Consider the following 23,030-nt stretch of genomic DNA (forward strand, 5'->3'; position numbering starts at 1 on the left):
CTCTTGAGGTTATCAGGCAAATGCCGTTGGTGTGTTATTTCCGTCGTAATCACTATTTTATTTTTATGTATTATCGTTTTGTGCAGTCAGATAAAAGGGATATTGCTATCCCTTTATCCGCTATATTTACCGGTGCTGTCAGCACCAGTGTATTTTATCTGTCGTCAGACAGATATTGCGGCTGTTCAGCCACTGATACAGCCGGTCGTCATCATTGTTGTTTTTCAGCTGCAAAATCAGCTGTACGGCAGTGCGGAAATAGTCCGGAATGTGGTTGTCCTGCAAGGACTTATGATGATAAATCACATCACGGAACAGGTTAACAAAATGACGCAGCGTGAACGGAATTTCCCTCCGGAGAGTGTGAATATTATGCTCTGTCCGGGAAAGATCCTGTGCGGACCCCGCGAGACTGTTTTTGATATCTGACAGCTCCGCCTGCGGATAATATGCACTGTACAGTGTATACAGGGCAGCCAGCTGACGGTTTATTATTCTGCTCTGATTATATTCTTCTTCCAGATCCCACAGCTCACGGTGTGTATCTTTTATCCAGTATTCATACGTTTCATTTAATAACCCGTCAATCCAGTAACGGGATGCGGATAATATAATGGTGTCAGACAAACGGGCATCCCAGTTATCAGGGTAAGCCTGTATTGTCTGTCTGATCATGGTCAGGTCACGGTACTGAAAAGGAATATTCCATTTCTTTCTGCGGAGGAACCAATCAGTTGTTTTTAAATTATCTGTCTGCTGACGTGTAAGATATTCAGATAATAAATCATTCTCTTTACAGGTGTCTTCTGAGTTATATATTCGATCATCTGGCAGATAAAGATGATAAGTTGTTTTATTAAGCATGAATCCCTCTGATGAATAAAAGTAAAGCAAAGGAACGCAGCTTAACAGACCCGTTTTTTTCCGGTATTATTTTTGTTTTCTGTTTTTATCACAATTCGTCAGTTTATATGATTACCCCGGGCTTTACTGGGCGTAAATCCGAAACGCTTACGGTAGCTCTGGGTAAAATACGACTGACTTGAGAACCCTGCTTCCATTGAGACATCAACGATACTCATCTGGGTATTAAGCAGAAGCTGGTGGGAGAATAATAACCGCCGTTCGCTTATCCATGCCCGCGGAGATGTTCCGTATACCGAACCGAACAGCTCTTTGAATGTTGTCAGGCCCATACCAAATTCTCTGGAAAATTCATTTAACTTCCAGTCCTTCAGATAGTGCTTTTCCATGAAGCTCTGCAAACGTTCTGCCTGGCGGTTACTCAGCTGACGTAATACCGACATCAGACGTGTGCCTTCTTCACTCAGGACGATAATTAGTAATAACTCCTCCAGCTTCAGCTTTATCAGCGGTGATGGCGCATTATTACAGTAAGCATCATAAAACCCGCTGATACTGTTTTTCAGCATGGCGGACTGCGGGAAATAAATGAGTCCGGATGTCGGATCAGCAACGCGGTGAAGATGGCTGAGAGTATCTGAGAAACGGTGAAGAAAATCACGCAGAAAATGGTTGTTCAGCGGAACCCATAATAAATTAATTTCACCGGAAATATGCTGGTATGCATAGCTTCCCTGATTAGAGAAAATAACTTCATTATCATTAAGTGTGTATGAGTTTATGCAATCCTGCCATTTCATTTTTCCGGACATCAGAAGGTAAAGACCTTTTTCCTGTTGTTCGGTAATATTAAAAATATCGGGCTCAACAATAACAGACTGTATCTCTTTATTATTGTCAGATGTCAAAGTACATGAGTTCATGGGCATCTCAGAGTGAACAATATGGTTTAATTTTCGTAAATTAAATAACAGGGACAGTGTTAACCAATCCAATATAAATAATTATATAACTAATGTCGGACTTTTCTACTTGATCATTAGTTTTTATGACATTAACGGCTTTATTTATTGGTTTGGGTGCTATTTTATTTACATGGTGAATAACTTCACTGAATAACAAGTAATGTCATTATGAATTATGTTTCTAAAATGATGCTGTTTTGTTGTTGTTGTGTTTTTATAGGTGGGATGTATATACAGTTCATTATCATTGAATCTGTTTTATTGATGGATATATTGAGCGGAAATTAATTAATGCTGCTGTTACCGGCGAATGACAGAATATTACTCTGCAAAAATGTAATGATTGTTTCTGTTATGATGATTGATGTTATCACTTTTAATTTTATGTTTTTATTATGCTGCATATAGCTGACTTGAATTTTTTGGGTGAATGTTAATTGTTATATTATTTATGTAATGGATTATTTGCGCCAGGTAACGCCACCTGACATGACAGATGATACGCCGTTTCGTGATGACTGTCCCTTGCACCACTCACCGTTTTTAATCATTATATAAAAAAATATATAACGAGTGAGGTTACTATGTCGTCCCGTCGTCTGATGCTCTCCGCATTACTGTTCTGTTGTTCCGTACCGGCTGCGGTGGCCGCTGAGTTACATATGTATGCCGGCGCCGGTCTGCGCCCGCCGATCGAAAAGGTGATCAGTCAGTTTGAAAAAGAGACCGGTAATACGGTAACGGTGGAATATGGTGGTTCCGGACAGATCCTGACCCGGTTTGAACTGACAAAGCAGGGCGATCTGTTTTTCCCGGGATCGGCGGATTATGTGGAAAAGCTGCAGAAAGAAAAACAGGTGACAGACAGTTATCCGATCGTCCGGCATATTCCGGTGATTGCGGTACGCAAAGATAAAGCAGACGGAATTAACAGCATTGCAGATCTTGCCGCAAGCAATCTGCGTATCGGCATGGGGGACCCGAAAGCCATTGCGCTGGGCCGCAGCGGTGAAGTTTTACTGGATGCCAGCGGTTACGGTGATGCACTGCGGGAAAAAGTTATTGTCCGGGCGGCAACGATTAAACACCTGTCGATGTATCTGCTTAACGGTGAGGTGGATGCTGCGGTTATCGGCCGCGCCGATGCCATGAAAAACCGCGATAAACTGATTATTCTGCCGTCACCGGAAGGCAGCCCGGAAGAGGTGGCTACGCTGGCGGTACTCAGCACCAGTGCATCCCCGGCAGAAGCAAAACAACTGGCGGAGTATTTTTCCTCTCCGGAAGGGATCAAAGCCTTCACCGATTATGGTTTTCTGCCGGTCAGACCGGCTGATGCACACTGATTCCGGTATTACCGATGTATCCGGTGATGAAATGGGCGCTGGTGCCCCTGTTACTGTTGTTGTGTCTGATTACCGGGTCTCTGCTGGCGTTACTGTTTCAGGTAACGCCGGCATTGCTGACTCAGCTGATTACCGACCCTGAATTTCATTTTGCGGTGCTGATGTCGCTGGCGACCTCACTGACATCGCTGGTGCTGGCATTTCTGATCGCGGTACCGGCAGCCTGGGTGATGGTGCGGGGGGATTTCCCCGGCAAGCGGGTGACGGATGCGCTGTTTGATATCCCGCTGGTCACGCCGCCGCTGGTGATTGGTATCGGGTTGTTGCTGCTGCTTGGCAGTCAGGGCCCGCTGGCCGGAATTTTCCCGCAGTTGGGGCGCTGGCTGTTTTCCCCGGTGGGTGTGATTATCGCCCAGACCTATGTCGCGTCAGCGGTCCTGTACCGTTCGGCGCAGGGGGCGTTTGCCTCGGTGGATCCGGCATATGTCCGCACAGCAATGAATCTCGGGCTGACCCCCGGAAAAACCCTGCTGCTGGCGGAAATTCCGTTGTGTCTGCAGGGATTGCTGAGCGGCGGGATCCTCGCCTACTCCCGGGCGCTGGGGGAGTTCGGTGCCACACTGATGCTGGCCGGTGCCACCCGCTTTAAAACCGAAACCCTGCCAATGGCGATTTATCTTAATATTGCCAGCGGTGATTTTTCACTCGCGCTCGGCTGCGCACTGATCCTGATGGCTCTGGCGATTGTTCTGCTGGTCGCATTGCACCGGCTGAAAAGGCAACCTTCACATGCTGCACGTTGAACATCTGAGTGCGGGGATCCTGCAGGATCTCTCGCTGACACTGCCGCGCGCACAATGTACCGCGATCTGCGGCCCTTCCGGCAGCGGAAAAACCACATTACTGAACTGCATTGCCGGTTATCTGCCTTATCAGGGCACCATACGGCTCGGAGATGTCCCTCTGGATCCGCTGCCGGTCTGGAAACGTCCCTGCCGTTATCTTAACCAGCGGTTGTGGCTGTTTCCGTGGCTGACGGTTCTGGGCAATTTACGGCTGGCGCAGTATGCCGCCGGGTTAAAGCGCGATAAATCACAGGCGCTGGCACTGCTGGATAAAATGCAGGTGGCACATCTGGCGGCACGTTTTCCGCATCAGATTTCCGGCGGGGAACAACAGCGGGTGGCACTGGCCCGCGCACTGATCTCACCACCGGCACTGCTGTTGCTCGACGAACCGTTTTCCGGGCTGGATTGGGCGACCCGCAGGCAGTTATGGCCGCAGATTAATCTGCTGAAAGAAGAAGGGATCACCACGATTCTGGTCACGCATGAACCTGAAGAGGCAGAAGCGCTGGCACAATACCGCTTAGCGGCAGAAGGCGGAAAAATCCGGGGGACGACAAGGGCTTGAGAGGGATAAAATCCTGACGTAATTGTGATATTTTTATTCTGCCCTCTTCAGTTAAGGTAGACACCTGAGAGGGCGGTGACGGATTGTAATGAAGGGATGCTGTCACAGGGTACACGGAGTGTATCCGGCTATAGTCACCGCTTTCTCTATTTCCCTGATTACATACTGATACTGCTCTTAATCCGCCCTTTACCGGTGCGGCGGCTGCGTACAATATGCAAAAGTATCTTCCGTAACGTAAAAATACCATCACAAAGGTCTGCCATGCTTAATATTATGCTGACATCCCTTTGGTTTTTATGGGGATTGTTACTGTATGCAGTGATAGCCGGGCACGCATCGTGGCCTGTTTATTTAACAGGTATCGCCGCCGTTATCTGTGCTATTACGATTCTCCCGGAAAGGAAAAGGAAAAACGTCATGTTCGGTAAGAAAAAACAAGCAGATATCCCTGAAACGGAGCCGGTTGCGGCACCGTTGCAAAAAACCAGAGAAGAAAGAGAAGAAGAGGAACGAAAAGCGGCTGAACTCAGTGCTCAGGCAAATGAAATTACCCAGTTGCTGTCAGCACGCGGTGAAGAGAAACAGCGCCCGCTGGCATCTCTTGAATCCCGCCAGCCGACGGTGATCAGCAAAGAGACCCGCCTGACCGGTGATGTTGAAATCAGCGGTAATCTGCAAATCTGGGGTAAAATAAAGGGACAAATCAAAGCCCGTTCCGGCTCGGTCAGCATTATGCAGTCCGGTGTGGTGGAAGGGGATATTTTTGCCGAAACCCTGCTGATTGACGGCGTACTGACCGGCACCTGTACCACCGAACAGCTGGAAATTCTTGAGCACGGCGAGCTTAACGGCGTCTGCCGTGCCTCTAATTTCTCTATCCGCAAAGGCGGTACCTTTATCGGCCAGTCAGAGCCGCATGCCCCTGCCGGTAAAGCGGCTGCCGCAGCACAGGCACCGCAGTCCCGCCCGGAAAATAATAAACCGGCAGCGGTGACTGAGCTGAAACAGTCTGAAAAAGCAGACGCAGCGGCGGAGAAGTCACAGGAATCCGCGCCGAAATCGTCGTCACAGAATGGTAACGGAAAAAACAAAGAGCCGCAGAAAGTCCCGTCTGTCTTTAAGCGCGTGTAACCGCGCCGCTCTCACGTAAATCCGTTATACTCCTCCGGTATATTTCATGACTGAATGAACCGGAGGATTATATGCTTACTCTTGATACCCCGCGTCTGCACCTGCGTCCCTGGACACCGGATGATTATGCACCGTTCCGCACGCTGAATGCGGATCCGGATGTTATGCGCTTTTTTCCGGCCTGCCTGAGCGCGGCAGAAAGTGATGCGATGGCGGATGAAATTATCCGTCGTTTTGAACGGCAGAAAGCATTCGGATTGTGGGTGGCAGAAGAAAAAAGCAGCGGGGAATTTACCGGATTTGTTGGTCTTAATATCCCGTCCGCACCGTTTGATTTCAGTCCGTGTACTGAAATCGGCTGGCGTCTGGCGAAACGCTTCCACGGTAAAGGTTATGCAACCGAAGCGGCAAATGCGGTGCTGCACCATGCCTTTATGACGCTGAATATGCCGGAGATTGTCGCGTTTACCGCGAAGGTGAATCTGCCTTCTGAACGAGTGATGGTGAAAACGGGAATGCAGTATCAGCGGGAGTTTTTGCATCCGTCACTGGAACAGGGGCATCCGTTACAGACGCATGTGCTGTATAAGATCACACAGGCAGATTACCGCGCGCGTCAGTCCTGATTATTGCGGGGTGTGCGGCGGCGCTGAGGCAGAGGTGGCACCGGCTTTTTGTCATCAATAAGGTGACGGACAGCCAGGATCGGATGATGCCACAGCATACGCGGCCCGGCCCAGCGCATAATCACTTTCATCTCTTCCCGTGGTTTTGGCTGATAACAGTGCACCGGGCACTGTTTGCAGGCCGGTTTGTCTTCACCGTAACGGCATTTTTCCAGCCGTTTCACTGCATACGCCAGCAGATCGCGGTAATGTTCCGGAGCATCTGCCGGTGCCGGATGGCGCTGTTCATACAGTTCCACCATACGGGTAACGGTTTTGATTTCCCGTAAAATACGTTTGCCGGCCATCGGAAACTCCTCTTTCATGCAGTAAAGCCCATAAATTTAAATACTGTGCTTAAAATTTGCTTTCTTTTTATTTAAAAATAAAATACTGTATATGCATACAGTTCACGGAGAGCAACACCATGCGTATTGAAATTCTGTTAGATAAACGAAATGCAGTGCCTGCGCATCTTATTCAGTCCCTTGAAGTCCAGTTAAAACGCCGGATCCTGCCGTTATATCCGGATATGCAGTTCCGTATTGCGCAAAGCAGCCAGACCACGATTAATATTTCCGGCGTGAAATCCCCCGACGATAAACAGTCGCTGATGGATACCATTCAGACCATCTGGGAAGATGACAGCTGGATGGATGATGACTACGCGCAATCATGATTTTCTTCCTGTTACAGGAAACGCTATCTCCCGGTTTTTGTGCCTTCAGGGGAGATAGCGGTCTTTTTTCGCTGTTCAGTGATTGCAGATTTTTTCAGCCGATGTGCTGAATCCCTCTTCAGTACCGGTAAACTTCCCGCGAGCCGCCAGAAAACTGACCAGCGCTTTTGCATCCATATTCTCTGCCGAGCAGGTATGGAAACGGGTATCTTCGCCGAACGTGGCGTGAATATCCGCGATAAGTGATTCTGTGGTGTAATTTTTCCCGCTTTCAATAATCATATTCATGACCTCGTGGCCATGGACAGAGGCTTTCTCTGACATAATAACGCTCTCCGGATAATAAAGATGTAATTATTATGCATCTTTTGATGTGCAATAGATTGCGTCAGGTCAGATTATGGTGCGAAAGGGAAGGAGACATAAGATAACGCCCGCAAAAGGGCGTTATCTGACAGGGGAGAAACTTACTGACACTCCGCTAAAATGCGCTGCATCTCATCTTTTACGTGCAGTTTTTCTTTTTTCAGCCGGACGACATTGTCGTTATAGCCTGCGCCGTTCGGGCCTTCAAGCTCGGCAATTTCATTATTTAACTGATGATGTTTCAGATACAGTGCGGCAAAACGAGGATTTGAATCTTTAAGCTGTGCTATAAGGGCTTGCTGATCAAGTGGCATAGAACCTCCTGTTTGACGGGGAATACAGCTTTCTCAGTATAACAAACGTACACCGGAATGCATGGGCCGTATCGTTATATCCGTGATCAGAATGGCATAAATGCATTATAATTTATTGATGGCGCCAATGGTGTCCGGCCGGAGTATTGGTTTAATAAACTGGTTGAAGCAAATTAGCTGAAATTATCCGCCATTTTATAAGAATAATCTGTGTTTTAGTCTGGCGATGAACTAAATATTATTATAATGTTCTTAATTGTCAGCATGAAGATTATGAGACGATTTCATAATTAAATGTACTTATAAAAAACAAGGTAATTATTTAATGAAAAAATTGATCCTTCCTGTTATGGCTATGTTCGCCGCCGCAGGCGCTTATGCTGAAGAAGCAAAAACCGTTGCTGCGACACCACTCACGGTGGTAAAAACAGCAGAGGCTGTTAAAGCAGAACCTCTGAAGATTATGAAAACTGATAATGGTATGAGTGAGCTGAAACACTTCCCGCAGGCTGCGTCAGATCAGGTTCGTCATGTGATTGCTGTAGAGCCGAAAGCCGATGAAGGGCAGTACAAAATTGAACTGGTGATCGGTAAAAAACAGGTGGTGGACTGTAACCACCAGTGGTTCGGCGGTAAGCTGACACAGAAAACTGTTGATGGTTTCGGTTATGACTATTATGAGGCCGGTGACTTAACCGGGCCGATGTCCACGATGATGGGCTGCCTCAATAATGAAAAACACGAAGCGTTTGTCAGCGCTAACCTGGGTGACGAAGCATTCGTCCGTTACAACAGCCGCCTGCCGGTTGTGGTGTACGCCCCGAAAGACGTGGAAGTAAAATACCGTATCTGGAGTACGGATAATCAACTGCTGGATGCACCGGCAAAATAATCCGTTAATATCTGATACATAAAACACGGCGCCTGCCGTGTTTTTTTATTCGGTTCTGTCATCATTTCGTCGTACACTTAAACCCATACTGTTTACAGGCGTAACTGTCATTTATTACTGAGGCTATTGATTATGGAATTTCAGCCATCCCGCCAGATAGCAACCGTTCTGCAATGGATTCTGAATATTGCGCTGCTGATTTTAGGTGTGCTGCTGATTGTGTTTATGGGAAAAGAAACACTGACACTGATTAATCTGCTCTTTTCCGGACAGGAGAAAACGACCTATCTGTTATTAGACAGTATCGTGACTTATTTCCTCTATTTTGAATTTATTGCCTTAATTGTGAAATATTTTTCGTCGGGCTATCATTTCCCGCTGCGCTATTTTATCTACATCGGCATTACGGCGATGGTGCGCTTAATTATTGTCGATCATTCAGATGCTAATGCGACATTTCTGCATACCCTGTCAATACTGGCGCTGACTGTGGCGTTATATCTGGCAAATACCGATAAGCTTAAACGCAGCTGAAATAACATGCCCCGCAGTGACGCGGGGCAGAATAAACAGACTGACGGGATCAGCGGATAACCATCACCGAGGTTTTGGCGTGACGGACAATCGTTGCTGCGGTAGAGCCGAGCAGGAATGTTGCCGCACCCGGGCGGTGAGAGCCCATCAGGATCAGGTCGGCGTTAATATCTTTGGCATAGGAGAGAATTTCGTTTTTGGCTGATCCGATAGCCGCGTGCAGGGTGTACTGACTTTCCGGCACGGCAATTCCTTTAATAATTTCTTTCAGTGCGGCAAGCGCCAGTTCAATGCGCTCTCCGGATTCCCGCATACTGACCGGCATTGAGGCGTATTCCACTCCAAAGAACATTTCCACGTTAGGGATAACAGTAAAGAAGTGGATCTTCGGATTATCAATTTTCGCCAGTGCTTCCACATGGGGCAGCATTTTGTCTGTCAGGTCATCTTCAAGAATATCAATCGGAACCAGAATCGTGTTGTACATACAGCCTCCTGTTAACTGAGATCAGTTACATTATGACAAAAAATGACAGCGTGTGCTGTGATCATGACGGCAGCTTATTTAATTTGTGAAATGAAAATAACTATCGTTTATTTTTATTATTAACAATAATAAAAAAGAGGGAATGAATTAAATAGAATAATGATAACGTCATCAGTGACGGGGAATGAAAGAAGCCGTTTTAAAAGCGATAAGAATAATGATTCTCAGTTATAAAAATCAAATAAAATCATAAAATTGGAGACGTGAAAAAAATATTGTGGCATACTGCAGACGCTGAATTAATATTCTGATTTAACCTTATTAATTGTGATTCTTTATTTCCCGTTCAGAAAGAACGGCATTAATCCGTTTGCTGAACTATAATGATCACGATCCACAGCAAGTATTTGCTTTGTATTAACCACAAAAATAATGTGGAATTAAATTATGTCCAATATACCTGCACAGGCGGATGAAACCGCAGAAAACAGCGCGGATATCAGCCGTGAGATAAAATTCGCGGCCGCGAAAAAAAGTACCTGGGTCAGTGTCTGGGTGAATACCCTGTTGTCTGCATGGCAGATAGTGGCGGGTATTTTCTCGCACTCACAAGGTCTGATTGCTGACGGGATTCATACATTGTCTGACCTTATCGCTGATTTTGTGGTGCTGATTGCCAATCGCGGCAGCCGTAAAGCGCCGGATGAGGAACACCCCTACGGCCATTTCCGCTATGAGAATGTGGCCTCGCTGGTTCTTGGCGTGCTGCTGCTGGTGGTCAGTTGCGGTATGCTGTGGACCGCCGGTTCACGGATTATGTCGCCGGAAACGATTCCCGAAGTGCACTCGCTGGCGCTGTATGTCGCGCTGCTGGCACTGCTGGCGAAAGAGGGCCTGTTCCGCTATATGCTGCATGTGGCGCGCAAAGTGAAATCCAATATGCTGGAGGCCAATGCCTGGCATGCCCGTTCGGATGCGGCATCATCACTGGTGGTGGCCATCGGTATTACCGGCAGTCTGATGGGATATAAAATCCTGGACCCGATTGCGGCATTGGTGGTCGGGCTGTTTATTCTGCGCATGGGGGTGAAATTTACCCTGCAATCACTTCAGGATTTAATGGATCGCGGTGCGGATGAAGAAACCATCGCCAAAATCACGCAGTCTGTGATGGATACCCCGGGGGTGGAAGGGGTTCATGATCTGAAAACCCGTAAGTCCGGCGATTATCTGCTGGTGGATGTCCATATTGAAATTGATGAAAATCTGACGGTCAAAGAAGGGCATGATATCGCTATTGCAGCGGAAATGAATATCCGCCGTGACCCGCAGGTGCTGAGTGTGATGACGCATATTGATCCCGCCCAGTCCGTCCGGGCCGGGCTGACAACCTGATTATTATCTTCTGACAGAATCACCTTGGCAGGGATGAACCCGCCACGGTGGTTCTGTTATTAGTTGCACCTGCACCCGGTTTAATTAGAATAGCGGACATAATTACATTAATGGTCAGAACACTGCGGGTATGATGAAATTCCGGGGATGGGAAAAATGCAGCTTCAGTGACTATGAAGCCTGCTGTGAAAAGTTCGGTTATAATGCGGAAACCTCACCGCACTATATTAAGTTCGCCATGGAGCAGGGTGTTGAACCGGATTTTTATGCCTATACAAAAAAAGGCGTTATTGAAGGTGCCGTCTGCACAGATAACGGCTGGCTGGCAAATGACGATAAAAACCCGGAAAACAGTCTGAAATGGATGTATTTCCCCCGTTATTCCATCCTGCTGCCATTTAATAAAAACGTTAAATGTTTTCTGCCGTTTAAAACCAAATCCCTGAGTACGGAATGCCGTCAGTTTTATAACAGCTCATTTTCACTGTTTTCCCGGCGTCATGTGGCCGTTTCAAAAGATCTTTCTGCTTTTTCTTCCAAAACCAGAGCCACCCGGAAAAAAGAGATCCGTAAATTTATGGCCGACGGCGGGACATTTGAAAATGTCAGTACCGTCGGGCCGGATTTTTTATTTGAAACCTACTTCCGGTTATATGCTGACCGGCGGGGGTATGTGGTGGAGAATAATCCGGTTATCCGCGCACTTTTTCATCATTTCTATAATAACTTTTTCGGGGAAATTGCGTTTTTTGACGGTAAAGCTGTGGGTATTCAGTTATTGCTTTCCACACCGTCAAAGCGGGGAACATTTATTGATTTTCTGAACATCGGCTACGATATGAATTTACGCAAATATTCCATCGGCACGATGCTGATGTGGCGCAATCTCTGCCTGACAGCAGAACTGCCTGCACCGGTGACCTATTCTTACGGCATGATGTCCGGGGAGTATAAAGCCCGCTGGTGTGACCCGGTCAGCATTGGTCGTTCCGTTACATTCTGACGGAAAATACAGGCGGCTCTGTATACCGCATACCGCCTGTATTTTTCCTGAATATCCGTATGCCGGAATAGTGTGCTACAGATCAAACTATATCAGCGATGAATGCTATCGTATTTATCTGATAATTATGGAAATTAATATTTATCCGGGAGGGGCGGAAATAGCAGGGGCAGCAGATTATCCGTCAGAGATAACCTGCTGTGTGCAGACGGGACAGTTACTGTTGCTGAGCCTGCGGATTGACACAATTCTGACTGACATCCCCTTTCAGGGCACGCAGAACATTATCCGCGGCGCAGGCGGCCATCGCATAGCGGGTTTCATGGGTAGCGGAGCCGATATGCGGCATCAGTACCACATTATCCAGCGACAGCAGCGGTGAATCCGGCGGCAGCGGCTCCTGTTCAAAAACATCCAGACCGGCGGCGAGAATCGTTTTATCTTTCAGTGCCTGTGCCAGTGCGGCTTCGTCGATCACGGCACCGCGCCCGATATTGACCAGAATGGCACTGCGTTTCATTTTTTCAAACTGTTCGCGGCCGAATAAATGGCGGGTTTCCGCCGTCAGCGGCAGAGTGATACAGACAAAATCTGACTCTGCCAGCAGAGCATCCGGGGAACGGTATTCCGCCTGATACGCTTTTTCGGTTTTTTCATGGCGGGAGCGGGCATTGTAGAGCACTTTCATGCCGAATCCGCAGTGTGCCCGGCGTGCCAGTGCATCACCGATGCGGCCCATTCCGGCTATTCCCATTGTTTTATGGTGGACGTCACAGCCGTACCAGTCGGGCGTGATACTTTCTGTCCACTCGCCGCGTTTCACCCGCTCTGAACTGATGATCATTTTTCGTGCGGTCGCCAGCACCAGTGCCATCGTGGCATCGGCAACGGTTTCGGTCAGGACATCCGGGGTATGCATCAGTACCACATTCCGTGCACTGAGGGCAGAGACATCAAAATTGTCATAACCGACGGTAATGGTGGAAGCCACCCGCAGTTTCGGGGCCATCGCCAGAAAACGGGCATCAATTTTCCCGCCGGAGCCGAGGATAGCATCCGCCCCGGCCAGCAGCGGTTTTACTGACGGGTCAATGTCCGGATCAATTTCAGCCACGCGGTGAACATCACATTCAGCGGACAAACGGGTGAGGATATCGTCAGGAATATCGCGGTAAACAAGAACGGATGGTTTCATCATGACCTCTCTGAGTGAAAAACTCACAAAATAATCTCTCTTTGATAGTATGATCATTATCACTATATTAAAAATAAATCTGACACTGCATCCAAAAGGCGTTACCCCATGATAAAAATGCAAAAAAGCCACTGGCTGTCCGGCTTTCAGTGGTATTTCTTTATTTTCTGCAATACGGTGCTGATCCCGCCGACACTGCAATCTGCGTTTCATCTTTCTGACGCCGCCACACTGACTATCACACAATACAGTTTTATCGCCACCGCGCTCGGCAGTCTGGTACAAGTGTTTACCGGCCACCAGCGTGCGATTATGGAAGGGCCGACCGGCCTGTGGTGGGCCACCATTCTGGGGATCGCGGTGGCGGAAGCCTCTTTCGGCACTTCTGCGGGCGTGACCGGCGCAAACCTGGCTATCGGGATTGCCTGTGCGGGACTTATCACGCTGGTGATTGGTTTTACCGGCGCAGGAGCCCGTATCGCCAGGATTTTTAACCCGGCGGTGATGGCGGTGTTTATGTTTATGATAGGGGCGCAACTGGTTTCCATTTTCCTGAAAGGGATGCTGGGACTGCCGTTCGGTATTATGCCGCCGGATGCCACCGTGAATTATCCGGTCTTTTTTCTCGCGCTGGCAACGCTGATCCTGGTGCTGGGCGTGATTGTGTATGCCCCGGTATCCGTGGCCAAATATGCGCTGCTGATAGGTGTGTTGCTGGGCTGGGGAGCTTACGTACTGCTGTTTTCCCCGCCGGGACGGGATGTGGCATCCGCATCATGGGAATTTTTGCCGCTCGGCAGCACTGACGGGTTTGAATTCCGCTGGGGCGTGATTATTACCTGTATCCTGACCGGGCTTCTGAATATCAGTAATACCTTCGGTGCCATCCGTTCGACGGATGTGTTTTACATGGATAAATTACAGGAAAATAACGTCCTGTTCCGGCGCAGTTTTATTGTCACCGGCTCGGTAACGCTGCTTACCGCGCCGCTGGCGGTGGTGCCGTTTGCACCGTTTGTCTCCTCGGTGGGATTAATCACCCAGACCAATGACAGCAGCCGGACATCCCTGGTGGTCGGCAGTGTGCTGTTTCTGCTGATGGGGCTGATCCCGCCGGTGACACTTTTCTTCAGCGGATTGCCGCTCGCCATCGGCAGTGCCGTGATGCTGGCAACTTACCTGCCGTTGATGTTTTCCTCGCTGGCTTTCGTGGATAAAATTTCCCTGAATGCCCGTAATATTTACCGGCTGGCGATCCCGCTGTTTGTCGGTATTTTCCTGATCAATCCGCCTGCCGTTTTTATCAGCGACCTGCCGGTGCTGCTGCGCCCGATGCTGGGGAACGGCATGCTGGTGGCAATTTTGCTGGCGGTGTTGTCAGAAAGTCTGGTGCGCTGGGATAAGGTAAAGTAGGGCATTCTGCGGCATTTTTCCGGATGCGCGGGAAACTGTGATAGACTTTGTGTCTGTTCCGGCTCCGGAAAATGCACTGACAAAAGGATATTTATGACGCACAAACTCTGGCTGGCAACCGCACTGCTCCCGATTTTGCTCAGCGGTTGTGCCGCGCCTCTGCCACCGGCGCAGACGCAGGAAAACTGCCCGGATTTCACCGGTGTTTATCAGCTGCCGCTGCAGGGGGAATCACAGAGTATTGCTCTGACGCTGCTGGATAAATCCACCAATCAGTATGGTGTGGGCGTGAAGGACAAAAACGGCGTTGACCACTTCACCTCACGTCCGTATCAGGGCGATATGGTGCGGATGGATAAAAAAGAGATGAACGGTCAGCTGGCATGCAGTGTGATGATTGACCAGGTGGGGCTGATTAAGCAGGTTGAAAAAGGCGGCCCGATGCCGGGCTTCCCGGGGATTGCCCGCAACGATGATATTAAAATGGCCACCGGCTATGCGTTGTTTATTTTCAGCCCGCAGGGAATCGATTTTATTAATCTGATCAAAACTTCCGACACAGTACCGATGGAGTTGCAGCCGCCGCGTTACTGAGCTGGTTTTAATGTAAAAGGGGGGTAACCGGCAGAGAAATGAAAAGCATGCGAGCCATGGATGGCGAGCCTGAGCGTACAGGAACCGTATTTACAGCGACTTTTCATTTTTGCCGGTTACCACCGGAGTCACCGGACTATCAGAAATAATATACCCCGGTCTGTCAGGGGATTCTCTGAGCACAATAAAAAAGCCACCGTCCGGTGGCTTTTCAGTATCTGCAGGATAATCAGATATTATCGACGGATTCTTCGCCGCGGGCCAGTGCGGTTTGCGCGGTCGGGGCATCGGCGATTTTCCGCTCTTCTGCGGTCAGGGTTTTCTCATAACGGCTGTATTTCCACCAGGCGTAGCCCAGGAAAATCAGGATCCCGCTGACGTTATAGAACAGAATGGTCGCAATGTTGGCACCGGTCGGGAAAGTGGAGGCCAGGAAGCCGATAGTGAAAATCACAATCAGCAGGGAGACCACCGCAATCCCCGTGGTGCGTGAACCCATGCGGAAGTCACGCGGGATATGATCCAGTTTGCGGCGCAGATTCAGGTACGCCAGCATAATAAACAGCGGCGGCAGCATAGAAGCGGCGGCAGTCATGTTGATGACGGTGTTCATCAGATCCTGAACGGTATCGGAACCGAGGGTCGGGATAAACATCAGCGGGATCACAATCAGGAACTGGATCCAGGCGGCACGTGCCGGAACGCCGTGTTTGTTCAGCTCGACTGTTTTGGCACCAAAGACACCTTTCGGGATCTCCGCGAAGAAGATTTTAACCGGTGCCGCGGTCCACATCAGCAGGGAGCCGAACATGGCGGTGAAAGAGACCACGCCGACAAAGCGGTTCATCAGGATCTCCGGCAGACCGAAATAGGTGGATAACCCTTCAAAGACCTGGACAGAGCCGCCGGTAAACTTCAGTGCTTCACGCGGTACAAACACGTTGATCACCACGGAGGAGACGGAATAGAGCAGGCCGATGAATAATCCGGCAATAATAATCACCTTCACGAATGCTTTACTGCCGCCTTTGACGTCATTCACATACACGGCAACTGATTCCGCACCTCCGGCCGCCATAAAGATCCACGCGGTGATCCCGAGGAATGCCCAGTTAAAGTTCGGCGTCATGGCTTCCACAGTGATCGGATCCGCAGGCTGAATTCCCCCCACCAGCGCAACGCCGGCCAGCGCGATATACGAGAAGGTCAGCAGCAGCATCATCGAGGAAGTGACAGAGGTCATCGGTCCCAGCAGTTTTGCCCCGTTGGTGGAAACATAGGTGGAGAAGGCAAACAGCACGGTACTGAGCAGCGCAGTGGTGACCGGCGTGAAGATATATTCATAGCCGAGGAAAGCGTAAGAAGCATAGGCGATAACACGCGGCAGCAGCGAGGTGAAGAAAAACAGGTTCACAAACCAGTAGGTATAAGCAGCGAGGAAAGCCCAGCGGCCGCCGAGGGCACTGCGCACCCAGGCGTAAACACCGGCTTCGGAGTTTTTATTCAGGGAGACGAACTCCGCGATAATCAGACAGAACGGAATAAAATAGAAAATCGTGGCGATAAAGAACATCGGTGCGGAAGCCAGTCCGAGCTCGATATTATTATTAATGACGTTGTTAAAACTGTATACAGCGGCAAAGGTCATGGACAGCAGTCCGAACTTGCCGATGGTATTACGCGCGGATGTGGACATAGCGTTCTCCGTGGGTCTATTTATTCAGGAAATAACCGTCTTCAATGGTCACGGTAAGCACCACTTTGCGGACATCGCCTGAGCAGGTGAACCGGTATGCCTCGTGATTTTCACACACCAGCACATTGCCGGGTTTGCAGAGCAGGGTTTCCCCTTTACCGCGCAGGATTTCCCGGTCAGTTTCATCACTGTAAGCATTTACTGGGGTCAGGGCGGATTTGGCGGCATACTCCACGCGCTCCTCCCCCTCCAGCCAGTAATGCACCTGAAAATAACGGCGTTTACCGAGGAAATCCGGCTGCGGCGCTGCTTTAGTCTGAAGGCGGTATATCAGCGAATCACCGACAGAATAGGTCACATCAGGATGAATAGACGGGAGGTTATTGATGGCCTCAATACAACGCTGCCATTTTTTTCCCTGACGGAAAAAACGCTGAAAATCCGTTAAATCAGTAAACAGGATCATGCCCGGCCTCCTGAGTGTGTTTCGCCTGAAAAATGGAGTGTTGCCAGTGTTTCCGCACGGCAGTCGCCTTCGGTAAACGGCAGCAGTGTGAATCCGAAACGGAACGGCCGGAAATAGACACGGTAACTGTCGAGGACTTCACTGCCCCAGGAGTTAGAGCCCAGCCCGGTCAGGGCGTGATCAAGGTTCAGAGTGATATGGCCGTCCGGCTGCCATTCATGCTGATGCCGGGCGCGGTGGAGTTCTTCCCCCCGGCACGGCCAGCAGCTGAAATTGATCGGCTGATCAGGACGCACAAACAGGCCGCTGCCGTGATTGTCCGTCAGCGCCAGCCAGCGGGTGTCCTGATGGTTGCCGTTGTTCTGCGGGAACGGATAATTGACAAACAGGTCACTGACCGGCGACTGATAACGGCCGATGAGATTGGCTTTGCAGCTGTCGGCGTAGTTCTCGCCCGGCCCGCGGCCGTAGTATTCCGCGTGGTCAAAGCGGGCATCGATGCCCATATCCATGCCGATGCACGGGATCACATGCGGATAATCGCCGTACGGCTCACCGCTGAGGGTCACCGCAACATGGCCGTCCGGTGCAATGGTGTAGCGGTAAGTGCAGCGCATGCCGAAATCAAACACCGGCGGGGCAACCACGGAGTTCACCGTGACAATCACATGGCCGTTTTCCTGTGCTGTTTCCATACCCCGGAAATGTTCCTGCATGATTTGCAGATGTGCCGGATGCCATAAACCTTCATATTCCTGTTTATGGTTATCAATCATCGGCTTAAAGAAACGCATCCGTGGTGCGGCGGCGAGCAGGGATTGCCCTCTGTTTTCCCAGCGGATTAATTTACCGTCAGTTTTTGAGAAGGTGAGGGTGAAATCACAACCGCGAATATGCATTTCCAGGCGCTCGTCACAGACCGTCAGCGGCGTGGCATCATGGCGGATAAACGGCAGCACCGGCGCGGATGCCGCCGCCAGCGGGAACTGATAAACCGCGATTTCATGTCCGGCAGCACTGTAGCGGGTGGCATTCAGGCGGGTAACGATGATATTGACAAACATTTCGCGGCCATCGGCAGCCGGTAAGTTCAGGGCAATGCGGGCGCTTTCGCGGGAGGCGAGTTCAGGCAGTGATAACATTTCACTGTGAATAATGTCGCCGTCAGCAATATATTCAGCGCGGATCTGACATTCTGCCAGCGTACTGAACCAGAAGCGGTTTTCAATGGTGATTTCGCCGCTGTTCGCATCAAAATCGCGCACTTTCACTGGTGCAATCACCTGTTTGTACTCTTTCAGTCCGGCGGACGGGGTTTGATCCGGGAAAATCAGGCCATCCATGCAGAAGTTATAGTTGTTAGGGTAATCGCCGTAGTCACCGCCGTATTTATAGAACGGACGACCCTGTTCATCCTGTGCCAGAATACCGTGGTCACACCATTCCCAGACAAAATGTCCCTGAATCGCATCATGACGGTCAAACACTGCCTGATATTCACTCAGTCCGCCCGGCCCGTTGCCCATGGCGTGGGCATATTCACAGATAATGCGCGGTTTCGGGTGCGGATATTCACCGAACTCATTCATCATCTGCACGCGGGAATACATGGTGCTGATGATATCCGCCACATCGGCATCACGGTCTTCTTCATAGTGGATCAGGCGGGTGTCATCAATGGCTTTTGCGGCATCATACATGGCACGGATATTACAGCCGTAACCGGATTCATTACCGAGCGACCACATAATCACGGACGGATGGTTTTTCTGTGCATGTACCTGGCGGCGGATGCGGTCGACATACACCGGCTCCCAGGACGGATCACCGGTGATCTGACTGAGATTGCCGACGTTGGCAAAACCGTGGGTTTCCACATCGGTTTCCGCCATCACAAACAGGCCGTAAATATCGCACAGCTCGTAAAAGCGCGGATCGTTCGGGTAGTGCGCGGTACGGACAGCATTGATATTGTGCTGCTTCATCAGCCGCAGATCCTGCTCCATCCGGCGGATACCGACAGCACGGCCTTTGTGCTCATCATTATCGTGACGGTTAACGCCGTGTAATTTGACATAATGATTGTTGATATAAAACAGGCCGTTGCGGACTTTAATATCGCGGAATCCCACCCGCTGCGGGATTACACTGAGCAGGTTGCCGTTGCTGTCCGACAGGCGGATCAGCAGGTGATACAGATGCGGATCTTCCGCACTCCAGCAGCGCGGGAAAGCGATATCTGCGGTGAATGTAATGGTATGATCGTCAGCAGTCAGTGCTTTTTTCTGTGAAAAACAGACGGTGCTGCCGTCATATAAAACGGCCTCAATCTGCATCCCTTCTGCAGAACCGGCAATTTCCGCAGAGGCGGTCAGCAGGGCGCTGCGGTAATCCGGCGCAAAATCGGTGCGGACAGTCAGATCACGGACATGTACCGGCGGCTGTGCAATCAGATACACATCGCGGAAAATCCCCGCCATCCACCACATATCCTGGTCTTCAATATAGGTGCTGTCTGCCCACTGCATGACGCGGACAGATAACAGATTTTCCCCGGCGCTGACAAAGGCGGTGATATCAAATTCAGCGGTCAGGCGACTGCCTTTGCTGAATCCGGCATAGTGGCCGTTCACATAGACTTCAAAATAGGTTTCAACGCCGTCAAATTTAATAATGACCTGTTGTTGTGACCAGTTTTCGTCCAGCGTAAACGTGCGCTGATAGGCACCGGTCGGGTTATCTGACGGGACAAACGGCACATCAATCGGAAACGGCCAGCCCTCATCGGTATACTGAAGCTGCCCGTGACCTTCCATCTGCCACATATTCGGGACAGTGATGTATGACCATTCTGTCATTGGTGTGTGATAAAACGCCTCCGGTACGCGCAGCGGATGATCAAAATAGCGGAACTGCCATTGCCCGCTGAGCAGTTTAAAGCCCTGACTCAGCTCACGCTGATAAGTGCGGGCGGCGGCATCGTTATCATAGGCAAAGAAATAGGCACGCGGCGGCAGGCGGTTTTCATGCAGCAGGGTGTAGTTTTCCCAGTTATTCACAGAAGCTCCTTCTTTATAGTCAGCAATTACTGCGGGCTATCGGATGAGATCAATCATTAACGGGATATTAGTAAAAGTTTTACTAAAAACTACAGAGTAAAACTAAGATGTTTAACCTGATCACATATTCCGCACAACAGCGGCACAATCTTGTGAGCTGAAACGCTAAATTGTGTAAAAAGCAGTCATCTTTGCGGAAGGTAAATTTTACTGAAAGAAAAACGGCTGCCTTTTCCGGCAGCCGTCAGAATCTTACGGAGGGTGTGTTACTTCGTGGTGCCGCGCAGAATAAGGCGGGAGGCGGCAAAGACCTGAAGCGGCTCCTGCCGTTCGTCACGCAGACGTTCAAACAGCAGATTGACGCCCTGGCTGCCCATCACCTCAGAGTGGATGCGGACGGTCGACAGTGACGGAATGGTAAATTTGGCGGTCGGGATATCATTGACGCTGATGAGGGCGATATCCTCCGGGATAGCGATATGCTGTTCATGCAGGGCGCGCAGCACGCCGATAGCAATGGAGTCAGAAGCGACAAACAGGGCCTTCGGGTAGCTCTCTCCGGCCAGCATCTGTTTTGCCAGCGCATAACCGGACGCGCTGGAGAAATCCCCGCGATAGATATCTTCCCCGCGCACCACACCGCGCAGTGAGCCGTATTCCGTAAACGCGACTTCGCGGATATCCGCCGCCGCCGGGGAATCCTGCCCGCCGATAAAACCTATCCGGTCATAACCCTGCGCAATAAAGAAATCGGTTACGGATTGCGCAATGTACGCGAGGTCAATATCCACCGCGTCATAATCACTCTGGCGATCGCTGAAATCGACAAAGCAGACGGCAGAGCAGAGCGCCTGCACCTCTGTCAGTACCGCGCGGGCACCGTGTCCGATCAGCAGCACGCCGTCCGGGCGGGAAACTGTCTCCGGAAGGTTGTTTTCATAAGCGTGTGTCAGCTCAATACCCAGCCGCTCACTCTGTAATTCAATGCCGTGGCGGATGGAGAGATAATAAGGATCATTAATTTCCGCTGTTTTCGGATAGCTGTAAACCGCCAGAAAATGCAGCCGCTGTGCCTGACGTTTGCCCGGGGTGTGACGGCGCTGCGCGGAAACGGTGTATTCCAGTTTCTCGGCGATTTCCAGAATACGCAGCTTGGTTTCTTCTTTCACACTGAGTGTCGGGTCGTCATTCAGCACCCGCGACACGGTGGCGAGTGAGACACCGGCTTGCCGGGCGATATCTTTTAGCGTGGCCATTTTTTGTTCTTTCTCCTCCGGCCGGGAACTGCGGCAGGGCAACAGGCGTAATTCAGGCAGTAACAGCTGCTTATAGTAGCACAGAAACTTTTAGTAAAAACCATTCAGCGCATTAGTGTAAACGTTTACACAAATCAGATCAGTATCACAGACTCAAAAACTATTCATGGTTAGAATCTTCCCCGTCCTCACGTTATACTTTGGTTTTCTCTGAATACATTACAAAGCCTGAGAGGTATATGTGGAAATTCTTGTCACCGGCGGTATGGGCTATATCGGCAGCCATACCTGCGTACAGCTGATGAATGCAGGCATGACACCGGTTATTGTGGATAATCTGTGTAACGCCAATGCCAAAGTTCTGGCGCGGATCACTGCAATTACCGGAAAAGAACCTGTGTTTTATCAGGGGGATATCCGTGATGAAGCCTTTCTTGACAGCGTATTTGCCAAACACCGTATCGATGCGGTGATTCACTTTGCGGGCCTGAAAGCCGTGGGTGAATCCGTGGAAAAACCGGTTGAATATTATGATAACAATATCAACGGCACGCTGGTTCTGCTGCGCAGCATGAAGCGGGCGCAGGTAAAACGGATTATTTTCAGCTCTTCCGCGACAGTGTACGGCGATCCGGCCAGTGTGCCGATCACCGAAGAATCCGCTATCGGCAACACCACAAACCCTTACGGCACCAGTAAATATATGGTTGAGCGCATTCTGAATGATGTGCTGATCGCGGATAATGACTGGTCTGTGTCACTGCTGCGTTATTTCAACCCGGTCGGGGCGCATCCGACAGGCACGATGGGTGAGGATCCGAAAGGTATCCCGAATAACCTGACGCCATATATCACTCAGGTTGCTATCGGCCGCCGTGAAAAAGTCAGTATCTATGGAAACGATTACCCTACACCTGATGGTACCGGGGTGCGTGATTACATCCATGTGATGGATCTGGCGGACGGCCATGTTGCGGCACTGAAAACCGTGGCACAGTCCTCCGGGCTGCATATCTATAACCTGGGCACCGGCAAAGGCACCAGTGTGCTGGAAATGATTGCGGCGTTCAGTAAAGCTGCCGGTAAACCGATCCCGTATGCGGTCTGTGACCGCCGTCCGGGGGATATCGCCGAGTGCTGGTCAAGCCCGGATAAAGCGGCCCGCGATATGCAGTGGCGTGCCGTCCGTACTGTTGATGATATGGCGCAGGATGCCTGGCGCTGGCAGCAGCAGAACCCGGAAGGTTACGCAGACTGACGAAAGACGAAAACCGGTAACGCCTGAGGACAATCA

24 protein-coding genes are annotated in these 23,030 nt (G+C 50.1%); 13 read left to right on the forward strand and 11 right to left on the reverse strand.

Features of this window, described 5'->3' with window-relative positions; all coding sequences use genetic code 11:
* Window positions 1–138: 138 nt before the first annotated feature.
* Window positions 139–675 carry a hypothetical protein gene (locus ACSBQN_RS02665; RefSeq protein ID WP_227989340.1) on the reverse strand — a complete coding sequence of 179 codons (537 nt, stop codon included), beginning with the start codon at window positions 673–675 and terminating at the stop codon, window positions 139–141.
* A 287-nt stretch (window positions 676–962) separates the two neighbouring features.
* Window positions 963–1,772 carry a helix-turn-helix transcriptional regulator gene (locus tag ACSBQN_RS02670; protein ID WP_201894017.1) on the reverse strand — a complete coding sequence of 270 codons (810 nt, stop codon included), beginning with the start codon at window positions 1,770–1,772 and terminating at the stop codon, window positions 963–965.
* 641 nt (window positions 1,773–2,413) lie between these two features.
* Here ACSBQN_RS02670 and modA point away from each other — a divergent pair.
* The 5 genes from modA (at window position 2,414) to ACSBQN_RS02695 (ending at window position 6,348) form a co-directional block, all read left to right on the forward strand.
* On the forward strand, window positions 2,414–3,175 hold the full coding sequence (modA, locus tag ACSBQN_RS02675) for a molybdate ABC transporter substrate-binding protein (RefSeq protein ID WP_024474899.1): 762 nt from the start codon (window positions 2,414–2,416) through the stop codon (window positions 3,173–3,175).
* A 14-nt stretch (window positions 3,176–3,189) separates the two neighbouring features.
* The gene (locus ACSBQN_RS02680) at window positions 3,190–3,978 is read left to right on the forward strand and encodes an ABC transporter permease (protein WP_036406155.1); all 789 of its coding nucleotides are present in this window, start codon (window positions 3,190–3,192) and stop codon (window positions 3,976–3,978) included.
* Window positions 3,965–4,588, forward strand: a complete 624-nt coding sequence (locus ACSBQN_RS02685) for an ABC transporter ATP-binding protein (protein ID WP_214176887.1) — start codon at window positions 3,965–3,967, stop codon at window positions 4,586–4,588. Before ACSBQN_RS02680 ends, ACSBQN_RS02685 begins: the two co-directional genes overlap by 14 nt.
* Before the next feature lie 420 nt (window positions 4,589–5,008).
* The gene (locus tag ACSBQN_RS02690) at window positions 5,009–5,722 is read left to right on the forward strand and encodes a bactofilin family protein (RefSeq protein ID WP_052116572.1); all 714 of its coding nucleotides are present in this window, start codon (window positions 5,009–5,011) and stop codon (window positions 5,720–5,722) included.
* A 71-nt stretch (window positions 5,723–5,793) separates the two neighbouring features.
* Window positions 5,794–6,348, forward strand: a complete 555-nt coding sequence (locus ACSBQN_RS02695; RefSeq protein WP_024474903.1) for a GNAT family N-acetyltransferase — start codon at window positions 5,794–5,796, stop codon at window positions 6,346–6,348.
* Here ACSBQN_RS02695 and ACSBQN_RS02700 read toward each other — a convergent pair.
* Window positions 6,339–6,695, reverse strand: a complete 357-nt coding sequence (locus ACSBQN_RS02700) for a nitrous oxide-stimulated promoter family protein (RefSeq protein WP_024474904.1) — start codon at window positions 6,693–6,695, stop codon at window positions 6,339–6,341. The genes ACSBQN_RS02695 and ACSBQN_RS02700 overlap by 10 nt on opposite strands.
* Window positions 6,696–6,814: 119 nt before the next feature.
* Here ACSBQN_RS02700 and ACSBQN_RS02705 point away from each other — a divergent pair, with 119 nt between their 5' ends.
* On the forward strand, window positions 6,815–7,066 hold the full coding sequence (locus ACSBQN_RS02705) for a DinI family protein (protein WP_024474905.1): 252 nt from the start codon (window positions 6,815–6,817) through the stop codon (window positions 7,064–7,066).
* A 75-nt stretch (window positions 7,067–7,141) separates the two neighbouring features.
* Here the strand turns inward: ACSBQN_RS02705 and ACSBQN_RS02710 are convergent, their stop codons facing one another.
* Both ACSBQN_RS02710 and ACSBQN_RS02715 read right to left on the reverse strand, forming a co-directional pair.
* Entirely contained in the window at window positions 7,142–7,390 is a 249-nt protein-coding gene (locus ACSBQN_RS02710; RefSeq protein WP_024474906.1) for a YecH family metal-binding protein, read from the reverse strand.
* Window positions 7,391–7,533: 143 nt separating this feature from the next.
* Window positions 7,534–7,746 (reverse strand): DUF465 domain-containing protein, encoded by a 213-nt coding sequence (locus ACSBQN_RS02715; RefSeq protein WP_024474907.1) that lies wholly within the window; start codon window positions 7,744–7,746, stop codon window positions 7,534–7,536.
* 325 nt (window positions 7,747–8,071) lie between these two features.
* Here ACSBQN_RS02715 and eco point away from each other — a divergent pair, with 325 nt between their 5' ends.
* Entirely contained in the window at window positions 8,072–8,638 is a 567-nt protein-coding gene (gene eco / locus ACSBQN_RS02720) for a serine protease inhibitor ecotin (protein ID WP_024474908.1), read from the forward strand.
* A gap of 132 nt (window positions 8,639–8,770) precedes the next feature.
* The gene (psiE, locus tag ACSBQN_RS02725; RefSeq protein WP_036406149.1) at window positions 8,771–9,172 is read left to right on the forward strand and encodes a phosphate-starvation-inducible protein PsiE; all 402 of its coding nucleotides are present in this window, start codon (window positions 8,771–8,773) and stop codon (window positions 9,170–9,172) included.
* A 49-nt stretch (window positions 9,173–9,221) separates the two neighbouring features.
* Here the strand turns inward: psiE and ACSBQN_RS02730 are convergent, their stop codons facing one another.
* The gene (locus ACSBQN_RS02730; protein ID WP_004238583.1) at window positions 9,222–9,659 is read right to left on the reverse strand and encodes a universal stress protein; all 438 of its coding nucleotides are present in this window, start codon (window positions 9,657–9,659) and stop codon (window positions 9,222–9,224) included.
* A gap of 447 nt (window positions 9,660–10,106) precedes the next feature.
* On the opposite strand from ACSBQN_RS02730, the gene ACSBQN_RS02735 reads away from it, so the two are divergent.
* On the forward strand, window positions 10,107–11,054 hold the full coding sequence (locus tag ACSBQN_RS02735; RefSeq protein ID WP_024474910.1) for a cation diffusion facilitator family transporter: 948 nt from the start codon (window positions 10,107–10,109) through the stop codon (window positions 11,052–11,054).
* Between the two features lie 130 nt (window positions 11,055–11,184).
* On the forward strand, window positions 11,185–12,057 hold the full coding sequence (locus ACSBQN_RS02740) for a GNAT family N-acetyltransferase (protein ID WP_024474911.1): 873 nt from the start codon (window positions 11,185–11,187) through the stop codon (window positions 12,055–12,057).
* A gap of 217 nt (window positions 12,058–12,274) precedes the next feature.
* Here the strand turns inward: ACSBQN_RS02740 and ghrB are convergent, their stop codons facing one another.
* A complete protein-coding gene (ghrB, locus tag ACSBQN_RS02745) occupies window positions 12,275–13,252 on the reverse strand; it encodes a glyoxylate/hydroxypyruvate reductase GhrB (RefSeq protein WP_024474912.1) in 978 nt (325 codons plus the stop codon).
* 108 nt (window positions 13,253–13,360) lie between these two features.
* Between ghrB and ACSBQN_RS02750 the strand changes: the two genes are divergently transcribed.
* Both ACSBQN_RS02750 and ACSBQN_RS02755 read left to right on the forward strand, forming a co-directional pair.
* On the forward strand, window positions 13,361–14,665 hold the full coding sequence (locus ACSBQN_RS02750) for a uracil/xanthine transporter (RefSeq protein ID WP_024474913.1): 1,305 nt from the start codon (window positions 13,361–13,363) through the stop codon (window positions 14,663–14,665).
* Between the two features lie 93 nt (window positions 14,666–14,758).
* A complete protein-coding gene (locus ACSBQN_RS02755) occupies window positions 14,759–15,259 on the forward strand; it encodes a hypothetical protein (RefSeq protein WP_004238593.1) in 501 nt (166 codons plus the stop codon).
* 229 nt (window positions 15,260–15,488) lie between these two features.
* On the opposite strand, the gene ACSBQN_RS02760 is transcribed toward ACSBQN_RS02755, so the two are convergent.
* From ACSBQN_RS02760 to ebgR, 4 genes are all read right to left on the reverse strand, one after another.
* Window positions 15,489–16,955 (reverse strand): amino acid permease, encoded by a 1,467-nt coding sequence (locus tag ACSBQN_RS02760; RefSeq protein WP_004238594.1) that lies wholly within the window; start codon window positions 16,953–16,955, stop codon window positions 15,489–15,491.
* Between the two features lie 16 nt (window positions 16,956–16,971).
* The gene (locus ACSBQN_RS02765; protein WP_024474914.1) at window positions 16,972–17,421 is read right to left on the reverse strand and encodes a beta-galactosidase subunit beta; all 450 of its coding nucleotides are present in this window, start codon (window positions 17,419–17,421) and stop codon (window positions 16,972–16,974) included.
* Complete coding sequence (ebgA, locus tag ACSBQN_RS02770) at window positions 17,418–20,480, reverse strand: beta-galactosidase subunit alpha (RefSeq protein ID WP_354633194.1); 3,063 nt, start codon at window positions 20,478–20,480, stop codon at window positions 17,418–17,420. Before ebgA ends, ACSBQN_RS02765 begins: the two co-directional genes overlap by 4 nt.
* A 266-nt stretch (window positions 20,481–20,746) precedes the next feature.
* Entirely contained in the window at window positions 20,747–21,736 is a 990-nt protein-coding gene (gene ebgR, locus ACSBQN_RS02775; RefSeq protein WP_024474916.1) for a transcriptional regulator EbgR, read from the reverse strand.
* A gap of 241 nt (window positions 21,737–21,977) precedes the next feature.
* Between ebgR and galE the strand changes: the two genes are divergently transcribed.
* Window positions 21,978–22,994, forward strand: coding sequence for a UDP-glucose 4-epimerase GalE (galE, locus tag ACSBQN_RS02780; RefSeq protein ID WP_004242315.1), 1,017 nt, complete (start codon window positions 21,978–21,980; stop codon window positions 22,992–22,994).
* The last annotated feature ends 36 nt before the right edge of the window (window positions 22,995–23,030 follow it).

Source organism: Morganella sp. B601, assembly GCF_051172335.1.
Taxonomy (GTDB): Bacteria; Pseudomonadota; Gammaproteobacteria; order Enterobacterales; family Enterobacteriaceae; genus Morganella; species Morganella morganii.

What these genes read in the sequence shown, in the direction of transcription:
- psiE (WP_036406149.1), top strand. Translation starts at nt 8,771, where the DNA reads ATGGAATTTCAGCCATCCCGCCAGATAGCAACCGTTCTGCAATGGATT.
- ACSBQN_RS02665 (WP_227989340.1), bottom strand. Translation starts at nt 675, where the DNA reads ATGATCAGACAGACAATACAGGCTTACCCTGATAACTGGGATGCCCGT.
- ACSBQN_RS02700 (WP_024474904.1), bottom strand. Translation starts at nt 6,695, where the DNA reads ATGGCCGGCAAACGTATTTTACGGGAAATCAAAACCGTTACCCGTATG.
- ACSBQN_RS02685 (WP_214176887.1), top strand. Translation starts at nt 3,965, where the DNA reads ATGCTGCACGTTGAACATCTGAGTGCGGGGATCCTGCAGGATCTCTCG.
- ACSBQN_RS02695 (WP_024474903.1), top strand. Translation starts at nt 5,794, where the DNA reads ATGCTTACTCTTGATACCCCGCGTCTGCACCTGCGTCCCTGGACACCG.
- ACSBQN_RS02740 (WP_024474911.1), top strand. Translation starts at nt 11,185, where the DNA reads ATGATGAAATTCCGGGGATGGGAAAAATGCAGCTTCAGTGACTATGAA.
- ACSBQN_RS02750 (WP_024474913.1), top strand. Translation starts at nt 13,361, where the DNA reads ATGATAAAAATGCAAAAAAGCCACTGGCTGTCCGGCTTTCAGTGGTAT.
- ACSBQN_RS02690 (WP_052116572.1), top strand. Translation starts at nt 5,009, where the DNA reads ATGTTCGGTAAGAAAAAACAAGCAGATATCCCTGAAACGGAGCCGGTT.
- ACSBQN_RS02680 (WP_036406155.1), top strand. Translation starts at nt 3,190, where the DNA reads ATGTATCCGGTGATGAAATGGGCGCTGGTGCCCCTGTTACTGTTGTTG.
- eco (WP_024474908.1), top strand. Translation starts at nt 8,072, where the DNA reads ATGAAAAAATTGATCCTTCCTGTTATGGCTATGTTCGCCGCCGCAGGC.
- modA (WP_024474899.1), top strand. Translation starts at nt 2,414, where the DNA reads ATGTCGTCCCGTCGTCTGATGCTCTCCGCATTACTGTTCTGTTGTTCC.
- ACSBQN_RS02710 (WP_024474906.1), bottom strand. Translation starts at nt 7,390, where the DNA reads ATGTCAGAGAAAGCCTCTGTCCATGGCCACGAGGTCATGAATATGATT.
- ACSBQN_RS02730 (WP_004238583.1), bottom strand. Translation starts at nt 9,659, where the DNA reads ATGTACAACACGATTCTGGTTCCGATTGATATTCTTGAAGATGACCTG.
- ACSBQN_RS02715 (WP_024474907.1), bottom strand. Translation starts at nt 7,746, where the DNA reads ATGCCACTTGATCAGCAAGCCCTTATAGCACAGCTTAAAGATTCAAAT.
- ghrB (WP_024474912.1), bottom strand. Translation starts at nt 13,252, where the DNA reads ATGAAACCATCCGTTCTTGTTTACCGCGATATTCCTGACGATATCCTC.
- ACSBQN_RS02765 (WP_024474914.1), bottom strand. Translation starts at nt 17,421, where the DNA reads ATGATCCTGTTTACTGATTTAACGGATTTTCAGCGTTTTTTCCGTCAG.
- ACSBQN_RS02755 (WP_004238593.1), top strand. Translation starts at nt 14,759, where the DNA reads ATGACGCACAAACTCTGGCTGGCAACCGCACTGCTCCCGATTTTGCTC.
- ACSBQN_RS02705 (WP_024474905.1), top strand. Translation starts at nt 6,815, where the DNA reads ATGCGTATTGAAATTCTGTTAGATAAACGAAATGCAGTGCCTGCGCAT.
- ebgR (WP_024474916.1), bottom strand. Translation starts at nt 21,736, where the DNA reads ATGGCCACGCTAAAAGATATCGCCCGGCAAGCCGGTGTCTCACTCGCC.
- ACSBQN_RS02760 (WP_004238594.1), bottom strand. Translation starts at nt 16,955, where the DNA reads ATGTCCACATCCGCGCGTAATACCATCGGCAAGTTCGGACTGCTGTCC.
- ACSBQN_RS02735 (WP_024474910.1), top strand. Translation starts at nt 10,107, where the DNA reads ATGTCCAATATACCTGCACAGGCGGATGAAACCGCAGAAAACAGCGCG.